The organism is Bradyrhizobium sp. 139 (assembly GCF_023074175.1).
Classification (GTDB): domain Bacteria; phylum Pseudomonadota; class Alphaproteobacteria; order Rhizobiales; family Xanthobacteraceae; genus Bradyrhizobium.
Genome location: NZ_JADPKS010000104.1, coordinates 1 through 24,397, shown reverse-complemented (window position 1 = coordinate 24,397; position 24,397 = coordinate 1). Strand labels below are relative to the sequence as shown.

Sequence of the window (24,397 nt, the reverse complement as noted above, 5' to 3'; positions counted from 1 at the left end):
GGTTCGACAGGCCTCGAAAGCGGTTTACCCGAGCAGCGAGAGCATGTGGCCCTGCTCCGGCGGAATACGCCCTTTCAGCGTATCGAGAAACACCTGCCGCACCGCGTCGGGTCCGCGGCTCTCGACCACGGTCAGGCATCTCTCCAGCAGCGGCGCAAAACCGGACCATGCCGCGCCAAAGCGCTGCTCGATGCCGAAGGCGAAGCGGTCGATCTTCACGAGCAGCGCGTCAGGGGCAGCACATCCGGGCCGGGAAGCTCGGTTGGGATCGTCTTGCACGTTTCGAAATCGACTCGCGCAACGATGAAGTCGGCGGCTGTCATGGTTCGATCCCCGCTCTGGTCCGCGCCGGCATCTCATCGTTCACGTGCGCGTCGTTTGCAACAGCAACATAGTCTTAAACGCTATTTGGCGGCTCATGCCGACAGCACGCCCTCGCGCTTCTTTACCGCGCGGTAGTAGCTCCACCACAGATGCGCGGCCGCGCCGCGCAGGGGACGCCAGGGTTCGGCGAGCGGTGCCATCTGCTTTTCCGTCGGCCGAGCCTGAAGACCGAGGCCAATCTTGATGCCCTCCTGCACGGCGAGGTCACCGGCCGGCCAGGCATCGCCATGGCCGAGGCAAAACAGCAGATAGACGTCCGCAGTCCACGGCCCGATGCCGGGCAGCGCGATCAGCGTGTGATGCGCGGCGTCGGCGTCTTCTTCGGCGAGCACGTCGAGGTTCAGCCGCTGCGACGCGATCTCGCGCGCGAGATGTTTCAGCGTCTTGATCTTGGCGGCGGAAAGGCCGAGCCGCCCCAGCCGGTCGGTGCGGGCGCGGCGCACCGCGTCATGGTCGAACGGATCGAAGACGGCGGACAGCCGTCCCCAGATCGCCGCGGCGCTCGCTGTGGAGAGCTGCTGCCCGCAAACGATGTGGGCGAGACCCGTAAAACCCGGCTCGCGCCGCCGCAAGGCGGGCATACCCGCAGTCGCAAGCACGGGCTTCAGGCGCGGGTCGCGCTTGATCAGCGCGTGGATGGCTTCTTCGAGATCGGACTGGGTTTCGAGGTGGATGGTCATTTGGGTCGGCACGCTCTCTCCGGTGTCATGGCCGGACTTGTTCCGGCCATCCACGTCCTTCTAACCGTGCAGCATTCTTACCATGAGGAATGGTACTGGTACTTGTCCGCGGTCTTGACACGATCGCCGTGTGGCACCGAAGAACGTGGATGGCCGGGACATAGGCGAGCGCAAGCGACGCCGTCCCTTCGGACGGCTATGCCCGGCCATGACGAGATCTGTCCTATGGCGCCACCCGTTTTCCGATTTGCCCCCAGCCCGAACGGCTTCCTACATCTCGGCCACGCCTACTCGGCGCTGCTCAATTTCGACCGCGCGCGCGAGACAGGCGGGCGGCTGTTGCTGCGGATCGAGGACATCGACGCGACGCGCTGCCGGCCGGAATATGAGACGGCGATCTACGAAGACCTTGCCTGGCTCGGGATGGCCTGGGAGACGCCGGTGCGCCGGCAGTCGGGTCATCTCGCCGACTATCACACCGCGCTCGAAAAACTCTCTGCGCTTGGTCTCGTCTATCCCGCCTTCGAAAGCCGCGCCGAGATCGCCAAGCTCGTCGCTGCGCGCGAGGCCGCTGGGCCATGGCCGCGCGATCCCGACGGCGCGCCGCTCTATCCCGGCACTGCGAAATCGCTATCCGCTGATGAGTGCGACCGGCTGATCGATTCCGGCGCGCCTTATGCGCTGCGGCTCGACATGGCGCGCGCCTGCCGACGCGTTGCCGCTTTGACCTGGACCGAGCTTGGCGAGGGGCCCGATGGCGAGCGCGGTATCGTCTCGGCGCGGCCGGAGGCCTGGGGCGACGTCATGCTGGCCCGGAAGGAGACGCCGACGAGCTATCATTTGTCCGTCGTCGTCGACGACGCGCTGCAGGGAGTCAGCGAGGTGGTGCGGGGTCAGGACCTGTTTCACGCCACCTCGGTTCACCGCCTGCTCCAGGTCCTGCTCGACCTGCCGGAACCCGCCTACCGCCACCATGCCCTGCTTCTGGACGAAGCGGGCCGGAAGTTGTCGAAATCGGGCCGCTCGACTGGTCTGCGGGAGTTGCGCGATGCCGGCGCCTCGCCTGCCGATGTCCGCCGGTTGGTGGGATTAGGTCAAGTTTCTCTGGGGGTTAGCAAAACGCCGCCGTGACTCCGGGTGTTCCGCCGTGCCATGCTCGGCCGGTTCGAAGGGGGACACTTCGAAGGGGATTTATGGCGGCGAAAACGCACCCAGCGCGCACGACGCGGACGTCCAGGCGACCGCCTCGGAAGCAGTCCGGGGCGGCCGGCCGGTTGCCAAAGCGCACTGCCAAGGTCCTCGCGCCGGACGTGGTCCAGGCCGCGCTCGCCGCCTTTGCCCATGAGGTCCGCACCCCCTTGACCGGCATTCTCGCGATCAGCGACCTGCTCGCCACCTCCGATCTCGGCGAGCGGGAGCGGCGCTGGGCCGACACCATCAAGGCCGGTGCCGAACACCTTGCAAGCCTCGCCACCCTGTTCGTGGACGCTGCCAGGTCAGGGAAGGGCGGAAGCACGCTGCGGCAGGATTTGTTCGACCTGCGGGCGCTGGCCCGCAGCGCCGGCGATTCGCTCGCCGGACGCGCCGCGGCCAAGGGCCTCCAGGCCCAGGTCGAGATCTCCAACAAACTCCCCGGTCTGGTGGTGGGTGATCCCGTCCGCCTGCGCGCCGCGCTCGAAAACCTGATCGACAATGCCGTCAAATTCACCGAACAGGGCGGCGTGGCGCTCGCGGTCGCGCCCTGGCGTCCCCCCAAAGGCAAGGACAAAGACAACGCCAAGAAAGGCAAGGCCAAGGAAAAGGGCAAGGGCAGGGTCGGCGTCGCCTTCGCGGTGTCCGACAGCGGCATCGGCCTGACCATGGCCGAGATCAAGCGGCTGTTCCGCCCCTTCACCCAAGCCAATGTCACCATCGCCTCGCGTTTCGGCGGCGCCGGCCTCGGGCTCTCCTCGGTGAAGCAGCTTGCGCGCGCGATGGGTGGCGACATCGCGGTCGCACCGCGGCCAGGCGGCGGCGCCACCTTCACATTGACCATGTCGCTCGACGCGACCGGATCGCGCAAGTCCCGCAAGCCGAAGGGCGAAACGGAGGCGGATGCGATGGCCGCGCTCCGCGTGCTCAGCGTCGAGGACAACCCGTTCGGCCGCGTCGTGCTCAACACCATCCTGACCGAGCTCGGCCATCATGCCGAGTTCATCGGGCGCGGTGAGGACGCGGTGACCCGGCTCGCGCAGGGCGCGTTCGACGCGGTGCTGATGGACATGGTGCTGCCTGGCATCGACGGCGTCGAGGCCATCAGGCGGATCCGCACCATGCCGGCGCCGCTGGCTCAGATCCCCATCATCGGCGTTTCCGGCCGTGGCGAGGACGAAGCGGCCTCGCGCGAGGCCGGCGCCGACGCCTTCCTGGTCAAGCCTGTGTCCCCGCGGGATTTAGCGACTGCGCTGCTTGAAGCGACACGCCGTGAGGAAGCCGCGACTTGATGATCGCGGCGTTGAGTTCGCCGCCGTAGACGAAGATCGCGGCGATGAAATACAGGAACACCAGCGCGATGATCACCGAGGCGAGCCCCGCATACATCGTGACGTAGTTGTTGGCGAAGCGCGCCAGATATTGGCCGAACACGATGCCCGAGATCAGCGACGCCACGATGGTAAAGACGATGCCGGGCAGGATCTGGAGGAAGCCGCGCCGCCCCGCCGGCAGCCAGGCGTGCAGGATGATCAGCGCCACCACCAGCGCACCCACGGTGATGCCGTAGCGCAGCCAGGTGAGGATGCTCTCGTTGGACTCGACAAACAGCGGGATGTGGCGCCGCGCCGCCTCGATGAAGAGCGGTCCGAGCACGATCAGGAACGCCATGGCGAGCGCAGTGAAGGCCGCAATCAACGTGTAGGCGATCGATTCCAGCCGCAGCCAGTACCAGGGCCGCATCTCCACCACCGCGTAGGCGCGGTTGAGCGCGACCCGGAGCGCCTCGACGCCGTTGGAGGCGAAATAGACCGACAGCACCGCGCCGATGGTGAATAGGCCGGTGCGGGTGGTGGTCAGCACGTCGTGGACCTCGCCTGAGATCGAATCGGCGACCTGCTTGGGCCAGATCTGGAGCATCAGGCTGGCGGCCTGATCGGCAAGTTCCTTGGAGCCGAAGAAGCCGGCAAGCGAGGTCAGCACGATCAGGAACGGGAACAGCGCCATCAGCGTCGACAGCGCGATGTGGCTCGCGATCGCCCAGCCGTCGTCGGCGAGGAATGTGTAGAACGCATCCATCGCGACGATGTAGATGTAGCGGATTGCCTTCACAGCGTGCCCCGGATTGCTTCCTCTCTCCGCAAGCCGGGAGAGGCGATGAAGGCCGGCGATGGATGCAAATCAGCAATCATCCAGGCAGCTTCTGATATTACTCGCTTAAAAGCCAGATCGCCTCGGACCTCTGAGCAAGTCGTCATTTCCAGGGCGATGGGACGGGACCGCGCAAAGGGCGACCCGGTGGCGCGAGCCCGGAATGACGGGGTAGGAGATGGCGGAGCCGCGAACTCGGTGTTATCTACCCCCAATGGCATCTCTCTTGAGTACTTTCATTCTGCCGGCGGCGGCCGGCGCCGTAGCGTTGGTGCTGCTGCTCGGCCTCATCAACATGATGCGCGGCGGCTCGCCCAACACCTCGCAGAAGCTGATGCGCTGGCGCGTGCTGCTTCAGTTCGTGGCGATCGTCATCGCAATGCTCGCGGTCTGGGCGATGGGGCGCTAGGGCATGATCCGGAAAAGTGCGAAGCGGTTTTCCGACAAGATCATGCCCTAAGATCAAGGAGTCTATCATGGTCGTGCTCAACCGCATCTATACGAAGACTGGCGACGACGGCACGACAGCGCTCGGAACTGGCGAGCGCCGTCCGAAATACGATCTGCGCATCGCGGCCTATGGCACCGTGGACGAGACCAATGCCGCAATCGGTGTGGTCAGGCTTCATACCCACGATATGTCCGAGTTCGACGCGATGCTCGGCCGCATCCAGAATGATTTGTTCGACCTCGGCGCGGACCTCGCAGTGCCCGAGCGTGAAGGCAAGGCCGAGCGGCTGCGGGTGGTGGCAAGCCAGGTCGAGCGGCTCGAGCGCGACATCGACGCGCTCAATGACAAGCTGGCGCCGCTCACCTCCTTTGTGCTGCCGGGTGGCACGCCGGCCGCCGCCTACCTCCACGTTGCCCGTACGATTTGCCGCAGGGCGGAACGCGTGATGGTGGAACTGGCGGCGCGGCCTGACGAGCCCGTGGGCGCTGCTGGCATCCAGTATATGAACCGCCTGTCGGACTTCCTGTTCGTCGCCAGCCGAGCCGCCAACCATAACGGCGCCGGCGACGTGCTCTGGGTTCCGGGCCAGAATCACTGACCCATTGGAGCAGCGCAATTCTGGACGCTAAAATTAGGCCCCACGCGCGTTGACCGGGCCGGATCAGGCCTTTAGGTTCCGCGCCAGCTGATAACCCCCTCCCAGATTGAGTGAAAGAGGATCGATGAAGGTCTTGGTGCCGGTAAAGCGGGTGGTCGATTACAATGTCAAGGTCCGCGTCAAGAGCGATGGATCGGGCGTTGAACTCGCCAACGTCAAAATGTCCATGAACCCGTTCGACGAAATCGCGGTCGAGGAAGCGTTGCGCCTGAAGGAAGCGGGCAAGGCCACCGAAGTCGTGGTGGTTTCCATCGGACCGGCGCAGGCGTCGGAGACGATCCGCACCGGTCTCGCCATGGGCGCCGATCGCGGCATCCTGGTGAAGGCCGAGGGCACCGTCGAGCCGCTCGCTGTCGCGAAGATTCTCAAGAAGATCGCCGACGAAGAACAGCCCGGCCTGATCATTCTCGGCAAGCAGGCGATCGACGACGACAGCAATCAGACCGGTCAGATGCTGGCCGCGCTGCTCGGCTGGTCGCAGGCGACGTTTGCCTCGAAGCTCGAGGTCGAAGGCTCCGATTTCAAGGTCACCCGCGAAGTCGACGGCGGCTTGCAGACCGTCAAGCTGAAGGGACCGGCGATCGTCACCACCGATCTCCGTCTCAACGAGCCGCGCTATGCCTCGCTACCCAACATCATGAAGGCCAAGAAGAAGCCGATCGCGGACAAGACCGTCGCCGATTACGGCGTCGACGTCACCGCGCGTCTCGAGGTTCTCAAGACCACCGAGCCGGCGGGCCGCAAGGCGGGCGTCAAGGTCAAGGACGTCGCCGAGCTGGTCTCGAAACTCAAGAACGAAGCCGGGGTGCTCTGATGACGACGCTTCTGATTGCCGAACACGACAATGCGTCGCTGAAGGATGCGACCAACAAGGCCCTGACCGCGGCTGCCGCGCTCGGCGCGGACGTCGAGGTGCTGGTCGCCGGAGAGAACGCCAAGGCCGCGGCGGACGCCGCCGCCAAGCTCGCAGGCGCGAAGAAGGTGCTGCTCGCCGACGGCGCGCTCTACGCGCATGATCTCGCCGAACCTCTGGCCGCGCTGATCGTCTCGCTGGCGCCGTCCTATGATGCGATCGTCGCGCCCGCGACCTCGCGCTTCAAGAACGTGATGCCACGCGTCGCGGCATTGCTCGACGTCATGCAGGTCTCGGAGATCACCAAGGTGATCGCGCCCGACACCTATGAGCGTCCGATCTATGCCGGCAACGCGATCCAGACGGTGAAGTCCAAGGATGCCAAGAAGGTCATCACGGTGCGTACCTCCACCTTCGCCGCAGCAGGTGAAGGCGGCAGCGCATCGATCGAGAGCGTCGCGGCTGCGGCCGATCCCGGCCTGTCGTCCTTCGTCGGCGAGGAAGTCGCCAAGAGCGACCGTCCCGAGCTGACCTCGGCCAAGATCATCGTATCCGGCGGCCGCGCCATGCAGAGCCGCGAGAACTTCGCCAAGTACATCGAGCCGCTTGCCGACAAGCTCGGCGCCGGTGTCGGTGCCTCGCGCGCGGCGGTGGACGCCGGCTACGCACCGAACGACTGGCAGGTCGGCCAGACCGGCAAGGTCGTGGCCCCCGAGCTCTATGTGGCCGTGGGCATTTCCGGCGCGATCCAGCATCTGGCCGGCATGAAGGACTCCAAGGTGATCGTCGCGATCAACAAGGACGAGGACGCGCCGATCTTCCAGGTCGCCGATTACGGGCTGGTCGCCGATCTCTACCAGGCGGTTCCGGAGCTGACGGCCGAACTCGGCAAGCTCGGCAAGTAAAACGCGCTAAAAACACCGGCCGGAGCTATAAACTCCGGCCGGTGTTTCTTTTTTGAGGCGCTTTCTTTGGCGTGGGGCACGCCTTCGAAGCGATCCAATCTAGGTTTCGAGCCAAGGTTCTGATTAAATCAGGCTTCTGGTTAAATCGGCCCCGGCTCAAGGGGATTGGCAGGGCGCGACGTGCGCGCCGTTCCGGTGGATGACAATATGGCGGCAGTAATCAAGAAGGTCGGCGTGATCGGCGCGGGTCAAATGGGCAGTGGCATCGCGCATGTTGCGGCCCTGGCCGGCTTCGACGTGGTGCTCAACGACATCTCGGCCGACCGCCTGAAATCAGGCATGGCCACCATCAACGGCAATCTGGCGCGCCAGGTCTCCAAAAAGGCCGTCAGCGAGGACGACAAGACCACGGCGATGGCGCGCATCAAGCTTGCCGAAAAGCTCGACGATCTCGCCGACTGCGACCTTGTGATCGAGACCGCGGTCGAGAAGGAAGAGGTCAAGCGCAAGATCTTCCACGAGCTCTGCGCGGTGCTGAAGCCGGAGGCGATCGTCGCCTCCGACACCTCCTCGATCTCGATCACGCGGCTTGCCGCTGCCACCGACCGGCCCGAGCGCTTCATCGGCATTCATTTCATGAATCCGGTGCCGCTGATGGAGCTGGTCGAACTGATCCGCGGCATTGCCACCGACGATTCGACCTTCGAGGCATCGAAGGAATTCGTCGCCAAGCTCGGCAAGCAGGTCGCGGTCTCCGAGGATTTCCCGGCCTTCATCGTCAACCGCATCCTGCTGCCGATGATCAACGAGGCGATCTACACGCTGTACGAAGGCGTCGGCAACGTCGAGGCGATCGACGCGGCCATGAAGCTCGGCGCACATCATCCGATGGGCCCGCTCGAGCTCGCCGATTTCATCGGCCTCGATACCTGCCTGTCGATCATGCAGGTGTTGCACGAGGGCCTGGCCGACTCCAAATACCGTCCGTGCCCATTGCTGGTGAAATACGTCGAGGCCGGCTGGCTCGGCCGCAAGACCCAGCGCGGCTTCTACGACTACCGCGGCGCCAAGCCGGTTCCGACGCGGTAAGGCAGCGGTGCCGTAGCGTGGGCAAAGGCGCACAGCGCCGTGCCCACCATGCCTCGGCAATCGCGATGCTGATTTGTGGCACGCTGCGCTTTGCCCACTCTACGGCCCTTCGTGTCGGACTGTGTCCAGGCCACGAGACCGTCCGAAATCTCCACCTCCCGTTAACCCATCGCCCCTAATGTCCGACCAGTACCAGGGGTTCGCGTAATGGACATGATGGCGATGGTCAGCACCATGCTGGCCGCTCAGCAAGGCGCGCTGCAGTCGAATATCGCGGCAACGCTGATGAAGCAGAACGCGGACGCGGAGAAATCCACCGTGCTGACGCTGCTCGGCGCCGGTCAGGCCTCGCTCGCCAATGTCGGGGCCGGCGTCGGCGGCAACCTCAACATCACGGCTTAAGAGATATCGCCTACAGCGACGCGGCGGCCTTGCCCGTCGCCGCCCGGATCAGCTTGAGCGCGTCCTCGCTGGCCCATTCCGCCGGCCCCGCGATCGTCGCGATCTCACAGCCCTGCGGGTCGACCAATATCGAAGTCGGCATGCCCAAGGCTCGGCCTATCGCCTTAAGATCCTGGAAAACCTTGGCTTTCTCGTCGTTGAAATAGCCGAGCCGGGTCAGATTGGCCTCTTTCAGGAACGTCTTGGGCTTCTCGGCGTCGCGGGTGTCGATGTTGATCGCCACCACCTCGAAATCGGGGCCCGAAAGCTTGCCCTGGAGCTCGTCCAGCGCCGGCATTTCCTTGCGGCAAGGCACGCACCAGGTGGCCCAGAGATTTACCAGCAGGGTCTTGCCGCGGAAATCGGACAGCTTCTTCGGCTTGCCGTCGGCGTCCTCGAAGGCGAGGTCGGGCAGTTTCAGCGGCGCGCTCGCCATGGTCAGGGCGGCCATCTCGCCATGGGCGAGCGGGGCGATCTTCTGCGCCGTTGCCACTGCCGCCCGGCACGCCGGATCGCCGGATGGCGCCCGGCCCAGGCCCAGCCCGTACAGCGCGGCGAAGCCGGCCAGCCCCCCGATCGCCACCGTGGCGACGACGAGGGGGATCCGGCGCGTGGCGGAGGGCGTCTTGTCGAGCATATCGTTTGTCATCCGGTCGCAGATATGGCTATCAGGGGCCTCTTAATACGGCTGGCAGCAGTCGGCAAACGCGCGGCACGGGTCGCAGCGACAGGCAAGGCGTGAGCAGGGGATCATGAGCAACAAGATGTGGGGCGGCCGGTTCTCGGAACGTCCCGATGAGATCATGGAAGAGATCAACGTCTCCATCGACGTCGATCGTCACCTCTTTGCCCAGGACATTGCCGCGTCCAAGGCGCACGCCGCGATGCTTGCCGCGCAGGGCATCATCACGGGTTCTGATGCGAAAAATATCGGCAAGGGTCTAGACACGATTTTGTCAGAGATCGGCAAGGGCGGCTTCGAATTCAAGCGCGCGCTCGAAGATATCCATATGAACGTCGAGAGCCGCCTGTCCGAGCTGATCGGCCCGGCCGCCGGCCGCCTGCACACCGCGCGCTCGCGCAACGACCAGGTCGCGACGGATTTTCGTCTCTATGTCCGTGACATTCTCGATGAGACCGACGCCGCGCTCGCCGCGTTCCAGCAGGCGCTGGTGGAGCGCGCGCTGGAGCATGCCGGCACCGTGATGCCGGGCTTTACGCATTTGCAGACTGCACAGCCCGTGACCTTCGGCCACCACCTGCTCGCCTATGTCGAGATGGCCGCGCGCGATCGTGGCCGTTTCCAGGATGCACGCAAGCGGCTCAATGAATCTCCGCTCGGTGCGGCCGCGCTCGCCGGCACCTCGTTCCCGATCGACCGCCACGCCACCGCGAAGGCGCTCGGCTTTGACCGCCCCATGGCAAATTCGCTCGATGCGGTGTCCGACCGCGATTTCGTGCTGGAGACGCTGTCGGCGGCCTCGATCTGCGCCGTGCACATGTCGCGCTTTGCCGAGGAGATCGTGATCTGGACCTCGCCGCTGGTCGGCCTCATCCGCCTCAGCGACAAGTTCACGACGGGATCCTCGATCATGCCGCAGAAGCGCAACCCGGATGCCGCCGAGCTCGTGCGCGCCAAGACCGGCCGCGTCATCGGTGCGCTCAACGGTCTCCTGATCGTGATGAAGGGCCTGCCGCTCGCCTATCAAAAGGACATGCAAGAGGACAAGCAGGGTGCGATGGAGGGCTTTGCCGCGCTGTCGCTGGCGATCCGCGCGATGACCGGCATGGTCCGCGATCTCGTGCCTGACGAGGCCAGGATGAGGCTTGCTGCCGGCGAAGGCTATGCCACCGCGACCGATCTCGCCGACTGGCTGGTGCGGACCCTGAAGATGCCGTTCCGCGAGGCTCACCACGTCACCGGCCGCATCGTCGCCAAGGCCGCCGAGGGCGGCGTCGCGCTGCACGAGCTGCCGCTCAAGGAGATGCAGGCCATCGAGCCGAAGATTACCAAGGACGTACTCGGCGTGCTCTCGGTCGAATCCTCGGTGAAGAGCCGAACCAGTTTTGGCGGCACTGCGCCGAAGAACGTGGCGAGCCAGGCCAAGGCCTGGGCGAAGCGGCTGGAAAAAGAGCAAAAATTGGGCTGAGGGCAAAATTTCGCTTATGTTTCATGGTCATCCGGCTCTCGCCAGAGCGCGCCAACCTCTGTATGGTGCGCCCGCGTAGTGGGGATTTCGTCGTGACGTCAAAGTTTCGCCCGGCCGGTTCGGGGTGGGCCATCATTGTCTTGAGCCTGACGGCGCTCGCGCTTGCCGGCTGCGGCCGCAAGGGCCCGCTGGATTTGCCGCCGACCGCCTCCAACGCGTCAACGGCCAACGGGGCTGCGCCGACCGACACCGAGACCGAAGCCCAGAGGACGCCGAGCGTGTTCAATCCCACCTATGGGGCGGACACGGGGCCTGCCGCGACCAAGGGCAAGAAGAAACCGTTTATCCTCGACCCGCTCCTGGACGAAAGACCCAGCCGATAGGCTGGGGCAACCGAGCCAACGCCATGAACCATTTCGACTACCGCAACGGCGTGCTGCACGCCGAGGCCGTGAACCTGTCCGAGCTGGCCGCAACCATCGGCACGCCGTTCTATTGCTATTCGACTGCGACGCTCGAGCGGCACTATCGTGTCTTTGCCGATGCCTTCGCCGGCGAGAAGGTGCTGGTCTGCTACGCCATGAAGGCGAACTCCAACCAGTCGGTGCTGCGCACGCTGGCCAAGCTCGGGGCCGGCGCCGACGTGGTCTCCGGCGGCGAATTGAAGCGTGCGCTGGCCGCCGGCATTCCCGCCAGCAAGATCCTGTTCTCCGGCGTCGGCAAGACCGAAGCCGAGCTGCGCGCAGCACTTGCTGCGGACATCCTCTGCCTCAACGTCGAATCCGAGCCCGAACTGGAGCTGCTGTCGCGCCTCGCGACCGAGATGGGCAAGACCGCGCGCATTTCCATCCGCGTCAATCCCGATGTCGATGCCGGCACGCACGCCAAAATCTCGACCGGCAGGTCCGAGAACAAGTTCGGTATTCCGATCGCCCATGCCCGCGAGGTCTATGCGCGCGCCGCAAAACTTCCGGGCATCGAGGTGACCGGCACCGACGTGCATATCGGCAGCCAGATCACCGATCTCTCCAAGATGGAGACCGCGTTCCGCATCCTCTCCGAATTCGTGCAGACGTTGCGCGCCGACGGCCACAACATCTCGCATGTCGATTTCGGCGGCGGCCTCGGCATTCCCTATTACATGGACCGCGAGGCACCGCCGGCGCCCGACGCCTATGCCGCCATGGTCAAGCGCGTCAGCCACAATCTCGGCTGCACGCTGATATTCGAGCCCGGCCGCATGATCGTCGGCAATGCCGGCATCCTGGTCGCCAAGGTGATCTATGTGAAGCACGGCGACGGCAAGAATTTCGTCATCATCGACGCCGCCATGAACGACCTGATCCGCCCCACATTGTATGAGGCCCATCATGACGTTTTGGCGGTGACGCAGCCGGCCAAGCGCGCCGCCACGATCATGGCCGACGTCGTCGGCCCGGTCTGCGAGACCGGCGACTATCTCGCGCTCGACCGCACGCTGCCGACGCCCAAGCCCGGCGATCTCCTCGCGATCATGACCGCCGGCGCCTATGGCGCGGTGCAGGCCGGCACTTACAACACGCGGCCGCTGGTGCCCGAGGTGCTGGTGAAGGGCGATCAATATGCCGTGGTGCGCCCGCGCATCGAGGTCGAGCAGCTGATCGCGATGGACACGCCGGCGCCGTGGCTGTGAGTCGACCGTAGACTGGATGGAGCGAAGCGTAATCCGGGTTCGCGTCAAGCCTCGATGATCCTGGACAACGCTGCGCTCCATCTCGGGCTACAGGATCGTCGTTATTCCTTCCCGCCAACCACCACCCCCGCCTTCTTCTCGATCGGCTTGATGGCTGCGGTGAAATCGGAATCGGCGCCTTCCGCGCTGATCACCGTCTCCCACAGGCGCCCGACCGCGTCCGCGACCTCCATCGACAGGCCGAGCTGCTTCATCTCCTCCAGAGCCAGCCGCACGTCCTTCACCATCAATCCCGTGGCGAAGCCGAAATCGAAGCTGCGCGGCAGCACCGCGCGCGGAAACTTGTCGCGACTCGCGGTGTTCATGCCGGAGCCGGCATTGATGACGTCGATCATCACGGCCGGATCGAGCCCGGCTTTCACGCCCATCACGACGGCTTCCGACGTCGCCACCATCGCGGTTGCCGAGAGGAAATTGTTGGCGAGCTTCATGGTCTGCGCCGCGCCCGGTTTCTCGCCGATGAAGAACACTTTTCCGATCACGTCGAGCGCGGGCTTGAGCAGCTCGAACTCCGCCTTCGGCCCTGAGACCATCACCGCCAGCGTGCCCTTCTCGGCGCCGCCGACGCCGCCGGAGACGGGGCAATCGATCTGCACGATGTTGCGTTTTGCCAAAAGGCCGTGAATCTTCGAAGCCATCTGCGAACCGACGGTCGACAGGTCGATGAAGCGTTTTACGCGGCTCCCCTCGATCACGCCATTGGCGCCGGTTGCAACCTCGAGCGAGGCCTGCAGCGACGGCAGGCTTGCCATCACCGTCTCGACCTGGTCGGCGACGTCCTTCGGCGATGTTGCAGCGGTGGCGCCGCGCGCCACCAGAGTGTCGACGACCTCCTTGCGCGTGTCGAACACGGTGAGCTTGTGACCCGCCTCGATCAGCCGCCGTGCCATCGGGAAACCCATGTTTCCAAGGCCGATAAATCCGATGTCCATGGTGTTTCCTTGTGTTTGTTATTTTGCTCTCATTGTGGACGAAGGCGTGCGCTCCATCGGCGGTGTCGTCCCGGACAAGCGCGCCGAAAGCGCGCGCCGATCCGGGACCCATAACCCCAGGGAGGAGTCGCGGCTTGAAAGGGCAACCCCGAGTCCCCGTAACCACACCGTCCTGTGGGTATGGGTCCGGATCTGCGCTTCGCTATTCGACAGCGCTGCGCGCTGCCTAGCGCTCCGCTGTCCGGGACGACAGCGGAGATTGATGCGCCCTCATGCCTTGCCATCGATCTCCGCGAACACCTCGCGCGCGATGCGAAAACTGTCGACCGCGGCGGGCATGCCGCCATAGATCGCGACCTGCATCAGGATCTCTCGGATCTCGTCGCGGGTGACGCCGTTGGTGAGCGCGCCCTTCAGATGCGCGCGGAATTCGTGCTGGCGGTTGAGGATCGCGATCATTGCGATGTTGAGCATGCTGCGGGTCTTGCGCGGCAGCTCCTCGCGGCCCCACACCGTGCCCCAGCAATATTCGTTGAGCATCTCCTGGAACGGACGGTTGAAATCATCGACGCTCTTGAGGGCGTTGTTGACATAGGCCTCGCCCAGCACCGCTTTGCGAACTTCCAGTCCCTTGTCGTGCATCTTCTTGTCCATGGCGTTCCCTTTATTTCCCTTGCGTTTCCCTTGGATGGCGCGCGGAAATTACGGGGTTGCGGCGGACCAGTCACGTCCTCGTGTTATGCGGGAAAAGGGGTATCTCCCGTACAGGAACGGATGCCTCAGTGCTGCCGTTGTGGTAGGCTTCTCTACCGGGCAACCTGGAGAGTTGATTGAACGGCGTCACCCCCGACCCGTCAGACCCGATCCGCGATGGCGACGCTCTGTCGCGGCTGAAGCTGGCGCAGGCCCTCGATCGGGCCGTTTATGCCATCGCGTGGGAACGTGCCTGGCCGCATCTGGCGCGGGTGCTGACCGTCGTCGGCCTGTTCCTGGTGGTGTCGTGGGCCGGCCTGTGGCTGGCACTGCCATCCATCGTCCGTGCCATCGGTCTCGTGGTTTTTGCCGGCATCGCAATCGCCGCTCTGGTCCCGCTGATTCGTTTCCGCTGGCCGGGTCGCGACGAGGCTCTGAGCCGGCTCGACCGTGGCTCCGGTATCCGCCACCGCCCCGCGACGACGCTGACGGACACGCTGAGCTCGCGAGACCCGGTCGCGCTGGCGCTGTGGCAGGCGCAGCGCGAGCGCACGCTGGCTTCGCTCAAGCGCATCCGTGCCGGTTTGCCGCATCCGCGCCTCGTTCTGCATGATCCCTGGGCGCTGCGCGCGCTGGTCATGGTGATGCTGGTTGCGACCTTCTTCGCCGCCGGCGACGAGCGCGCGATGCGGCTCGGCGCCGCGTTCGACTGGAATGGCGTGCTGGCGCCCACCAACGTCCGCGTCGATGCCTGGGTTACCCCGCCGCTCTACACCGGCAAGCCGCCGGTCATCCTGTCGGCCGCCAACAAGGAGGCCGCGGCGCTGCCCGCCAGCGGCCCACTCGCAGTTCCGGCCGGCTCGACCCTGATCGTGCGCTCCTCCGGTGGCAGCCTCGATGTGGCCACCTCCGGCGGCCTCAAGGAGGTCGCGCCCACCGAGGCTGCGCCGAAGGGCACCAACGAGAAGCATTTCACCATCGCGGGCGACGGCAGCGCGCATGTCCGCGCGCCCTCGGGCCAGCCGCAATGGGCTTTCACGGCGACGCCGGACCGCGCGCCGACGATCGCGCTCGCCAAGGATCCCGAGCGTCAGGCCTATGGCGCGCTGCAGCTCTCCTACAAGATCGAGGACGATTACGGCGTCACCGGCGCCGCGGCGCAATTCGTTCCGCGCGCAGCCGATGACAAGGACGGAACCAAGGACGCCGACGGCAAGGCCGCGCGGCCGCTGTTCCAGCCGCCGCAATTCGCGCTGACGCTCCCCAATGCGCGGACCCGCAACGGCGTCGGCCAGACGGTGAAGGACCTCAGCGAAGACCCCTATTCCGGCGCGGACGTCACGCTGATGCTCACCGCCAAGGACGAAGCCGGCAACGAGGCGAAGAGCGAACCCTTCAACATGCGCTTGCCGGGCCGGCTGTTCACCAAGCCGCTCGCCCGCGCGCTGATCGAGCAGCGCCGGATCCTCGCGCTCGACGCCAACAAGAATTCCGAGGTCTATGCCGCGCTCGACGCGCTGATGATCGCGCCCGAGATGTTCACGCCGGAGGCCGGGCAGTATCTCGGCCTGCACATTGTCGCACGCCAGCTCGAGGCGGCGCGCACCGACGATTCCCTGCGCGACGTCGTGGCCAGCCTGTGGGCGCTCGCGGTGACGATCGAGGACGGCAATACCAGCGACGTCGCCAAGGCACTGCGCGCGGCGCAGGACGCACTCAAGCAGGCGCTTCAGCGTGGCGCCAGCGACGAAGAGCTCAAGAAGCTCATGGACAATCTGCGGACCGCGCTGGACAATTACATGCGCCAGTACGCCCAGCAGATGCGCAGCAATCCGCTGGCGCGACCGGCGATCGGCCTCGACGACCAGATGAAACGCATCGAACGGCTGATCCAGCGCGGCAATCGCGAAGCGGCCGCGCGCGAGCTGGATCGCCTGGCGCGTGCGCTGGAAAATCCTCCGGGGCCGCCCAGCGCCGAGCAAAAAGAAATGGACGAGATTGCGCGCGAGCTGAACGATCTGCTCCGGGAGCAGAACGCGCTTCGGGACGAAACCGACCGGCAGAGCAAGGACTCCAAACGCGGTCAACGTACCAAGCCTCTGCCGCCCAAGGTCGCAGAGATCCTGCGCAAATCGAGGGAACTGCGGCAGAAGACGCGCGGCGCCACCAGCGATCAGCTGGAGGACCTGGCGAGGCAGCAGAACGCCTTGCGCGAAGAGCTCAGGACCTGGCGTGAATCCCAGGGAGCGAGGTAGCTCATGAACTACACCTCAATCTGGCAGAACGGGAAGGTCGCGCGCGGAAGGCTCGCCACGGCTTGTCTCGTGCTTGCGCTATCTTGTTCCACGGCTTCGATCTGCCTGGCGCAGTCGTTGCGCGCCGACCAAAAGAGCCTGGATGCACTGCTCGACAGCGCCGAGCGGTCGATGAAGCAATCCGCCGACAGCCTGAAGGACAAGAACTCGGACGAGAGCATCGGCCAGCAGTCCAGGGCTATCCGGGACATGGAGAAATATCTCTATCCCGACCCGAACGATCCCTCGGCGTCGCGCGAAGGGTCGCAGGATACTCAGGGCCGGCAGGAGCAGTTGAAGAAGAGGCTTGAGGCCCTCAAGAAGAAGCTCGCCGAGATGGGGCTCCAGCAGGATAGCCAGAAGGGCCAGCGCGGGCAGAAGCAGCAGGGCCAACAAGGCCAACAAGGCCAACCGGGTCAGCAGGGTCAGCAGGGTCAGCAGGGTCAGGACGGTGATCAGGATGGCGACGACGGCTTCGACACCGCCGAGAACGCCATGGGAGATGCCGGCAATCAGATCGGCGAGGGCGATGCCGACGGTGCAACGGCGTCGCAGGGCAAGGCCATCGATGCCCTGCGCAAGGGCATGCAGGATCTGGCTGACGCGCTTGGCGGCGAGCAGAACGGCGAAGGCCAGGATCCCGGCGATGGCGACGGCCCCGGTCAGGCTGTCGGCCGCCAGCAGAGCGGCGGCGAACGGACCGACCCGTTGGGCCGGCCGCTCCGCGGCAAGGAGTACAGCGACGACTATACGGTCAAGATTCCCGGCGAGATCGATGCCCAGCGCGCGCGCCGCATCCTCGAAGAGCTCCGCCGCCGCCTGAGCGATCCCGCGCGTCCGCAGATCGAGCTGGATTATCTCGAACGTCTGCTGAAGGATTTTTGAGGCCGTCGTAGCCTGGATGAGCAAAGCGAGGTCCGGGACGACTGTCCCCGCATGTTGCAACGCTCACGCGGCTGCAAGCGCGACAAACTCTGGCCGCGCCGCTACGCCTTCTTCGCTGCTAGCGCGTCCGCGACCGCCGTACGGATGTCGGCGACCGAGAACGGCTTGGTCACGACGTCATGCACCAGCGCATTCAAGTTCGAGGCGCGTTCGCGCTGGTCGGCAAAGCCGGTCATCAAGAGAATGGTCAGGTCAGGGAAATCGCGCGCGGCGGCGAGCGCCAGCGCGATTCCGTCCATCACCGGCATCTGGATGTCGGTGAGCAAGAGATCGAACGCGCCGTCCTGGCGGGTCAGGATTTCCAGCGCCTCGGCGCCGTCCTGCGCGGTGACGGTCTCGTGGCCGTCCATGGCGATGGCCCGCGCCACCAGCTGGCGCATCGAATCCTCGTCGTCGGCGATCAGGATTTTCGGCATGAGACCAATCTTGGGACCAACCTTGGGACCAACCTCCCCGTGCGGGACCGATTACACGCTGCCGCCGGCAATGTCGCGCCGGTTAAAGAAGCGAACGTCGATATTGCGGCCCTCCGGTGGCGGCGAGGCCAGTCGCGAGCGGAAGAGGGCGCGCTCACCCGGCTGCAGCACCGTCTGCTCCAGCACGGTATTCCAGGCGTAGATTTCCGCTCCCTGCGCGTCGCGCACCGCAAAGCGCAGCCGCGGGATATCGAGCGGCTTCTTGCTTTGGCCCACGATCACGCCCTCGATCACCAGCACCTGCTTACCGTCGACGGTCTCGCTGGAGAGCTTGACGTCCTTGAACGCCAGCCCGCGCAAATTAACCTCAAAGCCGACCATCTTGTAGAAAGCCGCCGTCTGCGGCAGCAGCCGGACCATGTCGCCGCGCCAGATCACCAGCGCCAGCACCAGTGCGCCCATGGCGGCGCAGACGGTCGGCAGGCCGAAATAGGATTTTCGAGGAGCCGTACTAGCGACCGGGCGGCTCACCCGCGCGCCGCGGCGCGGGAAAAGCCCCTGGAACCAGGACTGGTGCTGCGCGCCGACGACGTCATCCTCGGCGGCCTGGGCCGCCGCTGACCATTCGTCCTCGGTCTCCGTGGCGTCCTCGGCCGGCCAGTCGCTGGCGATCGAGGGGCTGTCGACAACAGGCGTATCGGCGGCGCCGTCGTCCCTGGCGTAGGAGTTCCACTGCTCGGCGAGGTCGGACTGGTCGTCGGTCTGGCTGGCGGCGGCCATGGCCGGGACGGATGCCTCCTCGGTGGCATCCTCGGCATAGGCGACCCACGTCTGCTTGCAGCGGGAGCAGCGGACCGTCCGTCCGTTTGCCCCCAAGCTTGCAGGCTTGATGGCGTAGGATGTCGTACAATGGGGGCAGACGATATGCATGGACACGAGCCTTGATGCACGGACGAGTCTTGACGATGCCCCGGTCACGGCGAACCGGGCACCTTGGATGCTACAGGGCGACCGTTAACGAACCGGAAACCATAACGGCCGCAAATCCCGTTGATCGCGTATGGCGGAGTGCAGCAGTGCGGCCCGCGCCCCCTCTCGAACGGAGCTGAGCTTGGTTCGGTTCGAAAATGTCGGATTGCGTTACGGTCTGGGGCCGGAGATTCTGCGCGACCTCAGCTTCCAGATCCCGGCGCATTCCTTCCAGTTCCTCACCGGCCCGTCCGGCGCCGGCAAGACCTCGCTGCTGCGTCTGTTGTTCCTGTCGCATCGGCCGACGCGCGGCCTCGTCAATCTGTTCGGCCACGACATCTCGCAGCTCGGCAAGGACGAGATCGCGGATTTGCGCAAGCGTATCGGCATCGTGCTCCAGGACTTCCGGCTGCTCGACCACATGACGACCTATGAGAACGTCGCGCTGCCGTTCCGCGTCATGGGCCGCAGCGAATCGAGCTACCGCAAGGAGGTCATCGACCTGTTGCGCTGGGTCGGCCTCGGTGACCGCATGGACGCGCTGCCGCCGATCCTGTCCGGCGGCGAGAAGCAACGCGCGGCGATTGCGCGGGCCGTGATCTCGCGACCGCAGCTCCTGCTCGCGGACGAGCCGACCGGCAGCGTCGATCCGACGCTCGGGCGAAGGCTGCTGCGGCTGTTCATCGAGCTCAACAAATCAGGCACCGCCGTCATCATCGCGACCCACGACATCGGACTGATGGACCAGTACGAGGCGCGCCGCTTCGTGCTGCATCAGGGACGGCTGCACGTCTATGAGTAGGCCCGACGAGCGCGGCGTATTGGTCGATCTCGGACAGGAGGGGCCGCCGCTTCCGGCCAGGGCGCGCAACATGTCGCCGATCGTGCCGCGCGCCTCGATCCACGGCCGCGCGCTGGTTGCTGTAGTCGCCATCATGACCTTCCTCGCCTCGATGACCACAGGCGCGGTGCTGCTCGTCAGCGCCTCCGCCGCGGAATGGCAGTCGGACGTTGCAAGCGAAATCACCATCCAGGTCCGTCCCCAGACCGGCCGCGATCTCGATCGCGACACCGCGGCGGTGACGGAGGCCATGCGCGCCCAAGCCGGCATCGTCGAGGTCAAGCCGTTCACCAGGGCCGAGAGCGGCAAGCTGCTCGAGCCCTGGCTCGGCACCGGCCTGTCGATGGACGATTTACCGGTGCCGCGCATGATCATCGCGCGCGTGCAGCCCGGCACGCCGCTCGATCTCGGCGCCTTGCGCGCGCGTGTGACCCAGGCCGCTCCAAGCGCCAGCGTCGACGATCACCGCGCCTGGATCGAGCGGATGCGCTCGATGACCAACGCCACCGTGCTCGCCGGCCTCGGCATCCTTGCACTCGTCATCATCGCGACCATCATCTCGGTCTCGTTCGCGACCCGCGGCGCCATGGCGGCGAACCGCCCGATCGTCGAGGTGCTGCATTTCGTCGGCGCCGGCGACCGTTACATCGCCAACCGCTTTCTGCGTCACTTCCTCAGGCTGGGCTTGGAGGGCGGCGTGATCGGCGGCGGCGCCGCCATGCTGGTGTTCGGCTTCTCCGAGTCGATCGCCGGCTGGTTTTCCGGTACGCCCGTCGGCGATCAGTTTGCCGCTTTGCTCGGCACCTTCTCGCTGCGGCCGTCGGGCTACATCGTGCTCGCGGTGCAGGCGGTGCTGATCGGCGCCATCACCGCGGCCGCCTCGCGCCAGACGCTGTTCGCGACGTTGAACGATGTTGATTGAGTGCTTGATGAAATTGGGTGAGACGATCGCCGCGGACGCTCTGTTGTCCAGCGGATGCGCCCAATAAACCGGACTCCACTTCGCCTCAAAACGTCCTAAAATCATCCGGGGAAGGGATCACCGACATCATATGACCTCGCCGACCAAAGATCGATCGCCGAAATTGCCGCGCGGCTGGCTGCGCGCGGCCGTGGTGTCGACGGTCGCGCTCGCCTTCCTCGGCGCGGCGGCGGGCTTCATCGCGTTCCTGTCGCAACTGCGCGGCGCCGAGATCGCGCCGGATCGCAAGGCGGACGGCATCGTAGTCCTGACCGGCGGCTCCTCGCGGGTGCCGGACGCAATGGAGTTGTTGGCTGCCGGCTACGGCAGGCGGCTGCTGATCTCGGGTGTGCACCCGACTTCGACGGCGAGCGACATCTCCCGGACCCTGCCGGAGAACCAGGCCTTCATGCGTTGCTGTGTCGATCTCGACCGCACCGCGGTCTCGACCCGCGGCAACGCGGCGGAAGCGCGGCGCTGGGCGCAGGAGCGCGGCTTCAGATCGCTGATCGTGGTCACCTCGAACTATCACATGCCGCGGGCGCTGGTGGAGTTCTCGCATGCGATGCCGGAGGCGACGCTGATCCCGTTCGTGGTGGTCGGCGACAAATGGCGTGAGGAGCCGTGGTGGACCTCGGCCTCCACCTTGCGGCTGCTTTTGTCCGAATACGTCAAGTACATCGTCGCCGAGTTCAGGGTGCGGCTGGAGGATCTCGGCATTGACCTTTCGCCCGAGATGTCGGAGCAGCCTCCAAGCCTGGCGCCGAAGCGGCCCGCCACGGCACAGGCCAATTGATCGGATCGTCGATGCCTTTGATCTTCCTGCGCTCGCTCCTGTTCAACGTGCTGTTCTACGCCGTGCTGGTGTGCCTCGCGATCGTGGCGCTGCCGACTTTCGCATTGCCGCCGCGCGCCATGATGACGGTCGCGCAAGGGTGGGCGAAGGCGACGCTGTTCCTGATGCGCGTAGTCTGCAACATCAAGGTCGAATTCCGCGGCGTCGAGAAGATCCCGGCAGGACCGCTGGTGATCGTGGCGAAGCACCAGTCGTTCTGGGAGACGTTCGTGTTGCCGGGGTTCTTCAACCACCCGATCTTCATCCTCAAGCGTCAGCTCATGCAGATCCCGGTCTTCGGCCAATTCCTGGTCAAGACCGGAATGATCGCGATCGACCGCAAGGCCGGCGTGAAGGCGCTGTTGGACATGACGCGGCGGGCGCGCGCGGCGGTGCGCGCAGGCGGGCAGCTCGTGATCTTCCCGGAAGGTACGCGCCGGGCGCCCGGCGCTGCGCCCGACTACAAGACCGGCTTTGCGCAGATCTATTCGTCCTGCGGTGTGCCGTGCCTGCCGATCGCGCTCAATTCCGGCCTGTTCTGGCCGCGCCGCACCTTCATGCGCTATCCCGGTACGCTCGTGGTGGAATTCCTCGATCCGCTGCCGCAAGGCCTGCCGAAGGACGAGTTTCTCTCTCGCGTGCAAACCGCCATCGAAGACGCGACCGGCCGCCTCGTCGAAGCGGGCCGGAAAGAGCAGGAGCAGCTCATCGGCTCGGCTCCGAGTTATGCGCCGTCGGAGAGTTAGCGGTTCTCTCGATCTTCTGCGGGAGCCGGCGCGTGCAGGGAATGCCCATCATCATGCAGCATCGCCGCAAGCTGATGCAACTGCGCGTCGCGAAAGCCTTCGGCCTCGATCGCCTTCACCGTCGCGGTCACGTAATCGCGGTTGGCGCCGGACTGGCCGTGGCCGTGGACGACATGACGGTGCTGGTCGGCGAGCGACAGCCGGCCGGCATATTGCACATGGCCGCGGTCGACGACGTAGGCGAGCGCGGAGACGCGCTGCCGGGCATCGTTCTCCAGCCACACCGAGCGCATCACCTCGCGATAGACCGAAGTGACCTGCTCGCGCGCCCGCAAATAGGCGACGACGTCGGCGCGGTCCTTCTCGACGATGCGGAAAGCAATGCCGCGGCAGGCGCCGCCGCGGTCGAGCCCGAGCACCAGGCCGGGCTTCTCCGGCGTGCCGCGGTGCACGAACGAATAGACGCAGAGCGCGCGATGCTCGCCGACCAGCCGCGCCGGGACCCGTTCCTCGAATTCGAAGCCCGGCCGCCACATTAGCGAGCCGTAGCCGAACACCCAGAGGTCGCCCTTGGCTGCCGCGACGGAGGGGAGGGTGATTTCCGACATTTCGGGCACGGCTATCAGAACCGCGCCCCCAAGCGAAGCGAATTCTCCGCCTTTCGTCGGAGGCCAACGCCGCTTACATTTGACAAAATCTGGGGCCAAAGGGTCGCCGCATGTCCGATATGACCGTTGCCGCAGGCCGGCGCTCCCGTTGGGGCCTTTTCATCGCACCCGTTATCCTCCTGATCCTCGCCGTCGCGTGGAGCGGCTTCTGGTTCTATGCCGCGTCGCAAGCCGAAGTCGCCGCAGACGCGTGGCGCGCGCAGGAGGCCAAGTCCGGCCGCATCTACGATTGCGCCAAGCGCTCGATCGCGGGCTTCCCGTTCCGCTTCGAGGTCCAGTGTTCCGGCGCCAGCGTCGCCCTGGTGTCGCAGAACGCCAGCAAGACGCCGTTCACGGCCAGGCTCGACAACATCCTGGTCCTCGCCCAGGTCTACGATCCCAAGCGCGTCATCGCCGAATTCTCCGCGCCGGCGACGCTCACCGACGGCGTCACGCAAAACACCTTCGTGGTGAACTGGAGCAAGGGCCGCAGCAGCGTCGCCGGCCTGCCGGCGGTGCCGGACCGCGCCTCCATCGTGTTCGACGATCCCACCGTCAATCGTCTCGACGGCAGCGTGCAGATGCCGCTGGCGCGCGCCAAGCAGATCGAGTTGCACGGTCGCCTCGCGGATGGGTCGTCGCCGGATCATCCCGTGATCGAGACTGTGCTCCACATCGCGCAGGGCAGCATCCAGGGCGTTCATCCGCTGCTGGCCGAGCCGTTCGAGGCGGACACGCGCGCAAAAATCACGGGCCTCTCCGACATCACGCCAAAACCCTGGCCGCAGCGCTTCCGCGAGATCCAGGCCGCCGGCGGTCACATCGAGATCGTGCAGTCGCGCATCCAGCAGGGCGAGATGATCGCGGTTGCGGCCGGCACGCTCGGGCTCTCGGCCAATGGCCGGCTCGACGGCGAATTGCAGATGACCGTCACGGGCCTTGAGCGCGTGATCCCGGCGCTCGGCATCGAGAAGATGCTGGAGGAGGGCGTGCCGCAGGCGACGCTTGACCGCGTTGCCCCCGGCGTGAAGTCGCAGGATCTCAATAACCTCTTCGGCGCGCTCGACCGCGCCGTTCCCGGCCTCGGCAAGGTCATCAAACAGAACGCCAATGCCGGTGTTGCGGCCGGCATCAATTCGATCGGCACCGAGAGCACGCTGGAAGGCAAGAAGGCCCGCAGCTTCCCGCTGAAATTCGTCGACGGCGCCGTGCTGCTCGGCCCGGTCAAGGTCGGCCAGATCCCGCCGCTGTATTGATATCCCGTAGCCCGGATGGAGCGAATCGCAATCCGGGGCAAACCACGCTGAAAGAGATCCCGGATTTCGCTTGCGCTCCATCCGGGCTTCTGTAACGGGCCTTGGTTAGTCAATCCCTTTTTGCGTCATCCGCTTGCCGGGAACCTGCTTCTGTACGGGATCAACGCGATGGTCGTC

The 24,397-nt window shown here is 65.5% G+C and carries 26 protein-coding genes and 1 pseudogene; 18 read left to right on the top strand and 9 right to left on the bottom strand.

Annotation, left to right across the window (positions count from 1 at the left end):
* Positions 1–24: 24 nt before the first annotated feature.
* Positions 25–195 (bottom strand): annotated as a pseudogene (locus tag IVA80_RS23055) (DUF2855 domain-containing protein); the annotation flags it as partial.
* Between the two features lie 221 nt (positions 196–416).
* Complete coding sequence (locus IVA80_RS23050; RefSeq protein ID WP_247436040.1) at positions 417–1,064, bottom strand: DNA-3-methyladenine glycosylase 2 family protein; 648 nt, start codon at positions 1,062–1,064, stop codon at positions 417–419.
* 225 nt (positions 1,065–1,289) lie between these two features.
* Here IVA80_RS23050 and gluQRS point away from each other — a divergent pair, with 225 nt between their 5' ends.
* The gene (gluQRS, locus tag IVA80_RS23045; RefSeq protein WP_247435680.1) at positions 1,290–2,195 is read left to right on the top strand and encodes a tRNA glutamyl-Q(34) synthetase GluQRS; all 906 of its coding nucleotides are present in this window, start codon (positions 1,290–1,292) and stop codon (positions 2,193–2,195) included.
* 62 nt (positions 2,196–2,257) lie between these two features.
* Complete coding sequence (locus IVA80_RS23040) at positions 2,258–3,547, top strand: ATP-binding protein (RefSeq protein WP_247435677.1); 1,290 nt, start codon at positions 2,258–2,260, stop codon at positions 3,545–3,547.
* On the opposite strand, the gene IVA80_RS23035 is transcribed toward IVA80_RS23040, so the two are convergent.
* A complete protein-coding gene (locus IVA80_RS23035; RefSeq protein ID WP_247435674.1) occupies positions 3,474–4,367 on the bottom strand; it encodes a YihY/virulence factor BrkB family protein in 894 nt (297 codons plus the stop codon). The genes IVA80_RS23040 and IVA80_RS23035 overlap by 74 nt on opposite strands.
* 253 nt (positions 4,368–4,620) lie before the next feature.
* On the opposite strand from IVA80_RS23035, the gene IVA80_RS23030 reads away from it, so the two are divergent.
* The 6 genes from IVA80_RS23030 (at position 4,621) to IVA80_RS23005 (ending at position 8,764) form a co-directional block, all read left to right on the top strand.
* Entirely contained in the window at positions 4,621–4,815 is a 195-nt protein-coding gene (locus IVA80_RS23030; protein ID WP_194391311.1) for a twin transmembrane helix small protein, read from the top strand.
* A gap of 67 nt (positions 4,816–4,882) precedes the next feature.
* Positions 4,883–5,455 (top strand): cob(I)yrinic acid a,c-diamide adenosyltransferase, encoded by a 573-nt coding sequence (locus tag IVA80_RS23025; RefSeq protein ID WP_247435671.1) that lies wholly within the window; start codon positions 4,883–4,885, stop codon positions 5,453–5,455.
* 124 nt (positions 5,456–5,579) lie between these two features.
* The gene (locus IVA80_RS23020) at positions 5,580–6,329 is read left to right on the top strand and encodes an electron transfer flavoprotein subunit beta/FixA family protein (RefSeq protein ID WP_247435667.1); all 750 of its coding nucleotides are present in this window, start codon (positions 5,580–5,582) and stop codon (positions 6,327–6,329) included.
* The gene (locus IVA80_RS23015) at positions 6,329–7,273 is read left to right on the top strand and encodes an FAD-binding protein (RefSeq protein WP_247435664.1); all 945 of its coding nucleotides are present in this window, start codon (positions 6,329–6,331) and stop codon (positions 7,271–7,273) included. The genes IVA80_RS23020 and IVA80_RS23015 overlap by 1 nt, the downstream gene beginning before the upstream one ends.
* 207 nt (positions 7,274–7,480) lie before the next feature.
* The gene (locus IVA80_RS23010; protein ID WP_247435661.1) at positions 7,481–8,362 is read left to right on the top strand and encodes a 3-hydroxybutyryl-CoA dehydrogenase; all 882 of its coding nucleotides are present in this window, start codon (positions 7,481–7,483) and stop codon (positions 8,360–8,362) included.
* A gap of 207 nt (positions 8,363–8,569) precedes the next feature.
* Positions 8,570–8,764 (top strand): hypothetical protein, encoded by a 195-nt coding sequence (locus tag IVA80_RS23005; RefSeq protein ID WP_247435658.1) that lies wholly within the window; start codon positions 8,570–8,572, stop codon positions 8,762–8,764.
* Positions 8,765–8,774: 10 nt separating this feature from the next.
* On the opposite strand, the gene IVA80_RS23000 is transcribed toward IVA80_RS23005, so the two are convergent.
* Positions 8,775–9,440, bottom strand: coding sequence for a TlpA disulfide reductase family protein (locus tag IVA80_RS23000; RefSeq protein ID WP_247435655.1), 666 nt, complete (start codon positions 9,438–9,440; stop codon positions 8,775–8,777).
* Positions 9,441–9,555: 115 nt separating this feature from the next.
* On the opposite strand from IVA80_RS23000, the gene argH reads away from it, so the two are divergent.
* The 3 genes from argH to lysA all read left to right on the top strand — a co-directional run bounded on the left by argH (position 9,556) and on the right by lysA (position 12,625).
* On the top strand, positions 9,556–10,953 hold the full coding sequence (argH, locus tag IVA80_RS22995; RefSeq protein ID WP_247435652.1) for an argininosuccinate lyase: 1,398 nt from the start codon (positions 9,556–9,558) through the stop codon (positions 10,951–10,953).
* Positions 10,954–11,045: 92 nt separating this feature from the next.
* Positions 11,046–11,336 carry a lipoprotein gene (locus IVA80_RS22990; protein ID WP_247435648.1) on the top strand — a complete coding sequence of 97 codons (291 nt, stop codon included), beginning with the start codon at positions 11,046–11,048 and terminating at the stop codon, positions 11,334–11,336.
* A gap of 23 nt (positions 11,337–11,359) precedes the next feature.
* Positions 11,360–12,625: a diaminopimelate decarboxylase gene (gene lysA / locus IVA80_RS22985; RefSeq protein ID WP_247435645.1), complete on the top strand. Its 1,266-nt coding sequence runs from the start codon at positions 11,360–11,362 to the stop codon at positions 12,623–12,625.
* A gap of 101 nt (positions 12,626–12,726) precedes the next feature.
* Here lysA and IVA80_RS22980 read toward each other — a convergent pair whose 3' ends face one another.
* Positions 12,727–13,617 carry an NAD(P)-dependent oxidoreductase gene (locus IVA80_RS22980; RefSeq protein WP_247435641.1) on the bottom strand — a complete coding sequence of 297 codons (891 nt, stop codon included), beginning with the start codon at positions 13,615–13,617 and terminating at the stop codon, positions 12,727–12,729.
* Positions 13,618–13,887: 270 nt separating this feature from the next.
* Positions 13,888–14,271: a carboxymuconolactone decarboxylase family protein gene (locus IVA80_RS22975; RefSeq protein ID WP_211381234.1), complete on the bottom strand. Its 384-nt coding sequence runs from the start codon at positions 14,269–14,271 to the stop codon at positions 13,888–13,890.
* Positions 14,272–14,447: 176 nt separating this feature from the next.
* Here IVA80_RS22975 and IVA80_RS22970 point away from each other — a divergent pair, with 176 nt between their 5' ends.
* Both IVA80_RS22970 and IVA80_RS22965 read left to right on the top strand, forming a co-directional pair.
* A complete protein-coding gene (locus IVA80_RS22970) occupies positions 14,448–16,565 on the top strand; it encodes a TIGR02302 family protein (RefSeq protein ID WP_247435637.1) in 2,118 nt (705 codons plus the stop codon).
* A gap of 3 nt (positions 16,566–16,568) precedes the next feature.
* Positions 16,569–17,489 carry a DUF4175 family protein gene (locus tag IVA80_RS22965; protein ID WP_247435633.1) on the top strand — a complete coding sequence of 307 codons (921 nt, stop codon included), beginning with the start codon at positions 16,569–16,571 and terminating at the stop codon, positions 17,487–17,489.
* A gap of 101 nt (positions 17,490–17,590) precedes the next feature.
* Here IVA80_RS22965 and IVA80_RS22960 read toward each other — a convergent pair whose 3' ends face one another.
* Together IVA80_RS22960 and IVA80_RS22955 are read right to left on the bottom strand one after the other, a co-directional pair.
* Complete coding sequence (locus tag IVA80_RS22960) at positions 17,591–17,965, bottom strand: response regulator (protein WP_247435630.1); 375 nt, start codon at positions 17,963–17,965, stop codon at positions 17,591–17,593.
* Between the two features lie 51 nt (positions 17,966–18,016).
* Entirely contained in the window at positions 18,017–18,895 is an 879-nt protein-coding gene (locus IVA80_RS22955; RefSeq protein WP_247435627.1) for an MJ0042-type zinc finger domain-containing protein, read from the bottom strand.
* Between the two features lie 181 nt (positions 18,896–19,076).
* Between IVA80_RS22955 and ftsE the strand changes: the two genes are divergently transcribed.
* The 4 genes from ftsE (at position 19,077) to IVA80_RS22935 (ending at position 22,317) form a co-directional block, all read left to right on the top strand.
* Complete coding sequence (gene ftsE, locus IVA80_RS22950) at positions 19,077–19,736, top strand: cell division ATP-binding protein FtsE (RefSeq protein WP_247435624.1); 660 nt, start codon at positions 19,077–19,079, stop codon at positions 19,734–19,736.
* Complete coding sequence (locus IVA80_RS22945; RefSeq protein ID WP_247435622.1) at positions 19,729–20,697, top strand: ABC transporter permease; 969 nt, start codon at positions 19,729–19,731, stop codon at positions 20,695–20,697. Before ftsE ends, IVA80_RS22945 begins: the two co-directional genes overlap by 8 nt.
* A 130-nt stretch (positions 20,698–20,827) precedes the next feature.
* Positions 20,828–21,532, top strand: coding sequence for a YdcF family protein (locus IVA80_RS22940; protein WP_247435619.1), 705 nt, complete (start codon positions 20,828–20,830; stop codon positions 21,530–21,532).
* Positions 21,533–21,543: 11 nt separating this feature from the next.
* Entirely contained in the window at positions 21,544–22,317 is a 774-nt protein-coding gene (locus IVA80_RS22935) for a 1-acyl-sn-glycerol-3-phosphate acyltransferase (protein WP_247435616.1), read from the top strand.
* Here IVA80_RS22935 and IVA80_RS22930 read toward each other — a convergent pair.
* Positions 22,314–22,925, bottom strand: coding sequence for a gamma-glutamylcyclotransferase (locus IVA80_RS22930; protein ID WP_247435613.1), 612 nt, complete (start codon positions 22,923–22,925; stop codon positions 22,314–22,316). The genes IVA80_RS22935 and IVA80_RS22930 overlap by 4 nt on opposite strands.
* Positions 22,926–23,035: 110 nt before the next feature.
* Here IVA80_RS22930 and IVA80_RS22925 point away from each other — a divergent pair, with 110 nt between their 5' ends.
* Positions 23,036–24,220 carry a DUF2125 domain-containing protein gene (locus tag IVA80_RS22925; RefSeq protein WP_247435610.1) on the top strand — a complete coding sequence of 395 codons (1,185 nt, stop codon included), beginning with the start codon at positions 23,036–23,038 and terminating at the stop codon, positions 24,218–24,220.
* Positions 24,221–24,397 lie beyond the last annotated feature (177 nt).

Coding starts and splice junctions, on each gene's coding strand:
- IVA80_RS23015 (WP_247435664.1), top strand. CDS start 6,329: ATGACGACGCTTCTGATTGCCGAACACGACAATGCGTCGCTGAAGGAT.
- IVA80_RS22965 (WP_247435633.1), top strand. CDS start 16,569: ATGAACTACACCTCAATCTGGCAGAACGGGAAGGTCGCGCGCGGAAGG.
- IVA80_RS22960 (WP_247435630.1), bottom strand. CDS start 17,965: ATGCCGAAAATCCTGATCGCCGACGACGAGGATTCGATGCGCCAGCTG.
- argH (WP_247435652.1), top strand. CDS start 9,556: ATGAGCAACAAGATGTGGGGCGGCCGGTTCTCGGAACGTCCCGATGAG.
- IVA80_RS22935 (WP_247435616.1), top strand. CDS start 21,544: ATGCCTTTGATCTTCCTGCGCTCGCTCCTGTTCAACGTGCTGTTCTAC.
- IVA80_RS22925 (WP_247435610.1), top strand. CDS start 23,036: ATGTCCGATATGACCGTTGCCGCAGGCCGGCGCTCCCGTTGGGGCCTT.
- IVA80_RS22940 (WP_247435619.1), top strand. CDS start 20,828: ATGACCTCGCCGACCAAAGATCGATCGCCGAAATTGCCGCGCGGCTGG.
- IVA80_RS23010 (WP_247435661.1), top strand. CDS start 7,481: ATGGCGGCAGTAATCAAGAAGGTCGGCGTGATCGGCGCGGGTCAAATG.
- IVA80_RS22975 (WP_211381234.1), bottom strand. CDS start 14,271: ATGGACAAGAAGATGCACGACAAGGGACTGGAAGTTCGCAAAGCGGTG.
- gluQRS (WP_247435680.1), top strand. CDS start 1,290: ATGGCGCCACCCGTTTTCCGATTTGCCCCCAGCCCGAACGGCTTCCTA.
- IVA80_RS23040 (WP_247435677.1), top strand. CDS start 2,258: ATGGCGGCGAAAACGCACCCAGCGCGCACGACGCGGACGTCCAGGCGA.
- IVA80_RS23030 (WP_194391311.1), top strand. CDS start 4,621: ATGGCATCTCTCTTGAGTACTTTCATTCTGCCGGCGGCGGCCGGCGCC.
- IVA80_RS23050 (WP_247436040.1), bottom strand. CDS start 1,064: ATGACCATCCACCTCGAAACCCAGTCCGATCTCGAAGAAGCCATCCAC.
- IVA80_RS23005 (WP_247435658.1), top strand. CDS start 8,570: ATGGACATGATGGCGATGGTCAGCACCATGCTGGCCGCTCAGCAAGGC.
- IVA80_RS22945 (WP_247435622.1), top strand. CDS start 19,729: ATGAGTAGGCCCGACGAGCGCGGCGTATTGGTCGATCTCGGACAGGAG.
- IVA80_RS22955 (WP_247435627.1), bottom strand. CDS start 18,895: ATGCATATCGTCTGCCCCCATTGTACGACATCCTACGCCATCAAGCCT.
- IVA80_RS23000 (WP_247435655.1), bottom strand. CDS start 9,440: ATGCTCGACAAGACGCCCTCCGCCACGCGCCGGATCCCCCTCGTCGTC.
- IVA80_RS22930 (WP_247435613.1), bottom strand. CDS start 22,925: ATGTCGGAAATCACCCTCCCCTCCGTCGCGGCAGCCAAGGGCGACCTC.
- lysA (WP_247435645.1), top strand. CDS start 11,360: ATGAACCATTTCGACTACCGCAACGGCGTGCTGCACGCCGAGGCCGTG.
- IVA80_RS22980 (WP_247435641.1), bottom strand. CDS start 13,617: ATGGACATCGGATTTATCGGCCTTGGAAACATGGGTTTCCCGATGGCA.
- IVA80_RS23025 (WP_247435671.1), top strand. CDS start 4,883: ATGGTCGTGCTCAACCGCATCTATACGAAGACTGGCGACGACGGCACG.
- IVA80_RS23020 (WP_247435667.1), top strand. CDS start 5,580: ATGAAGGTCTTGGTGCCGGTAAAGCGGGTGGTCGATTACAATGTCAAG.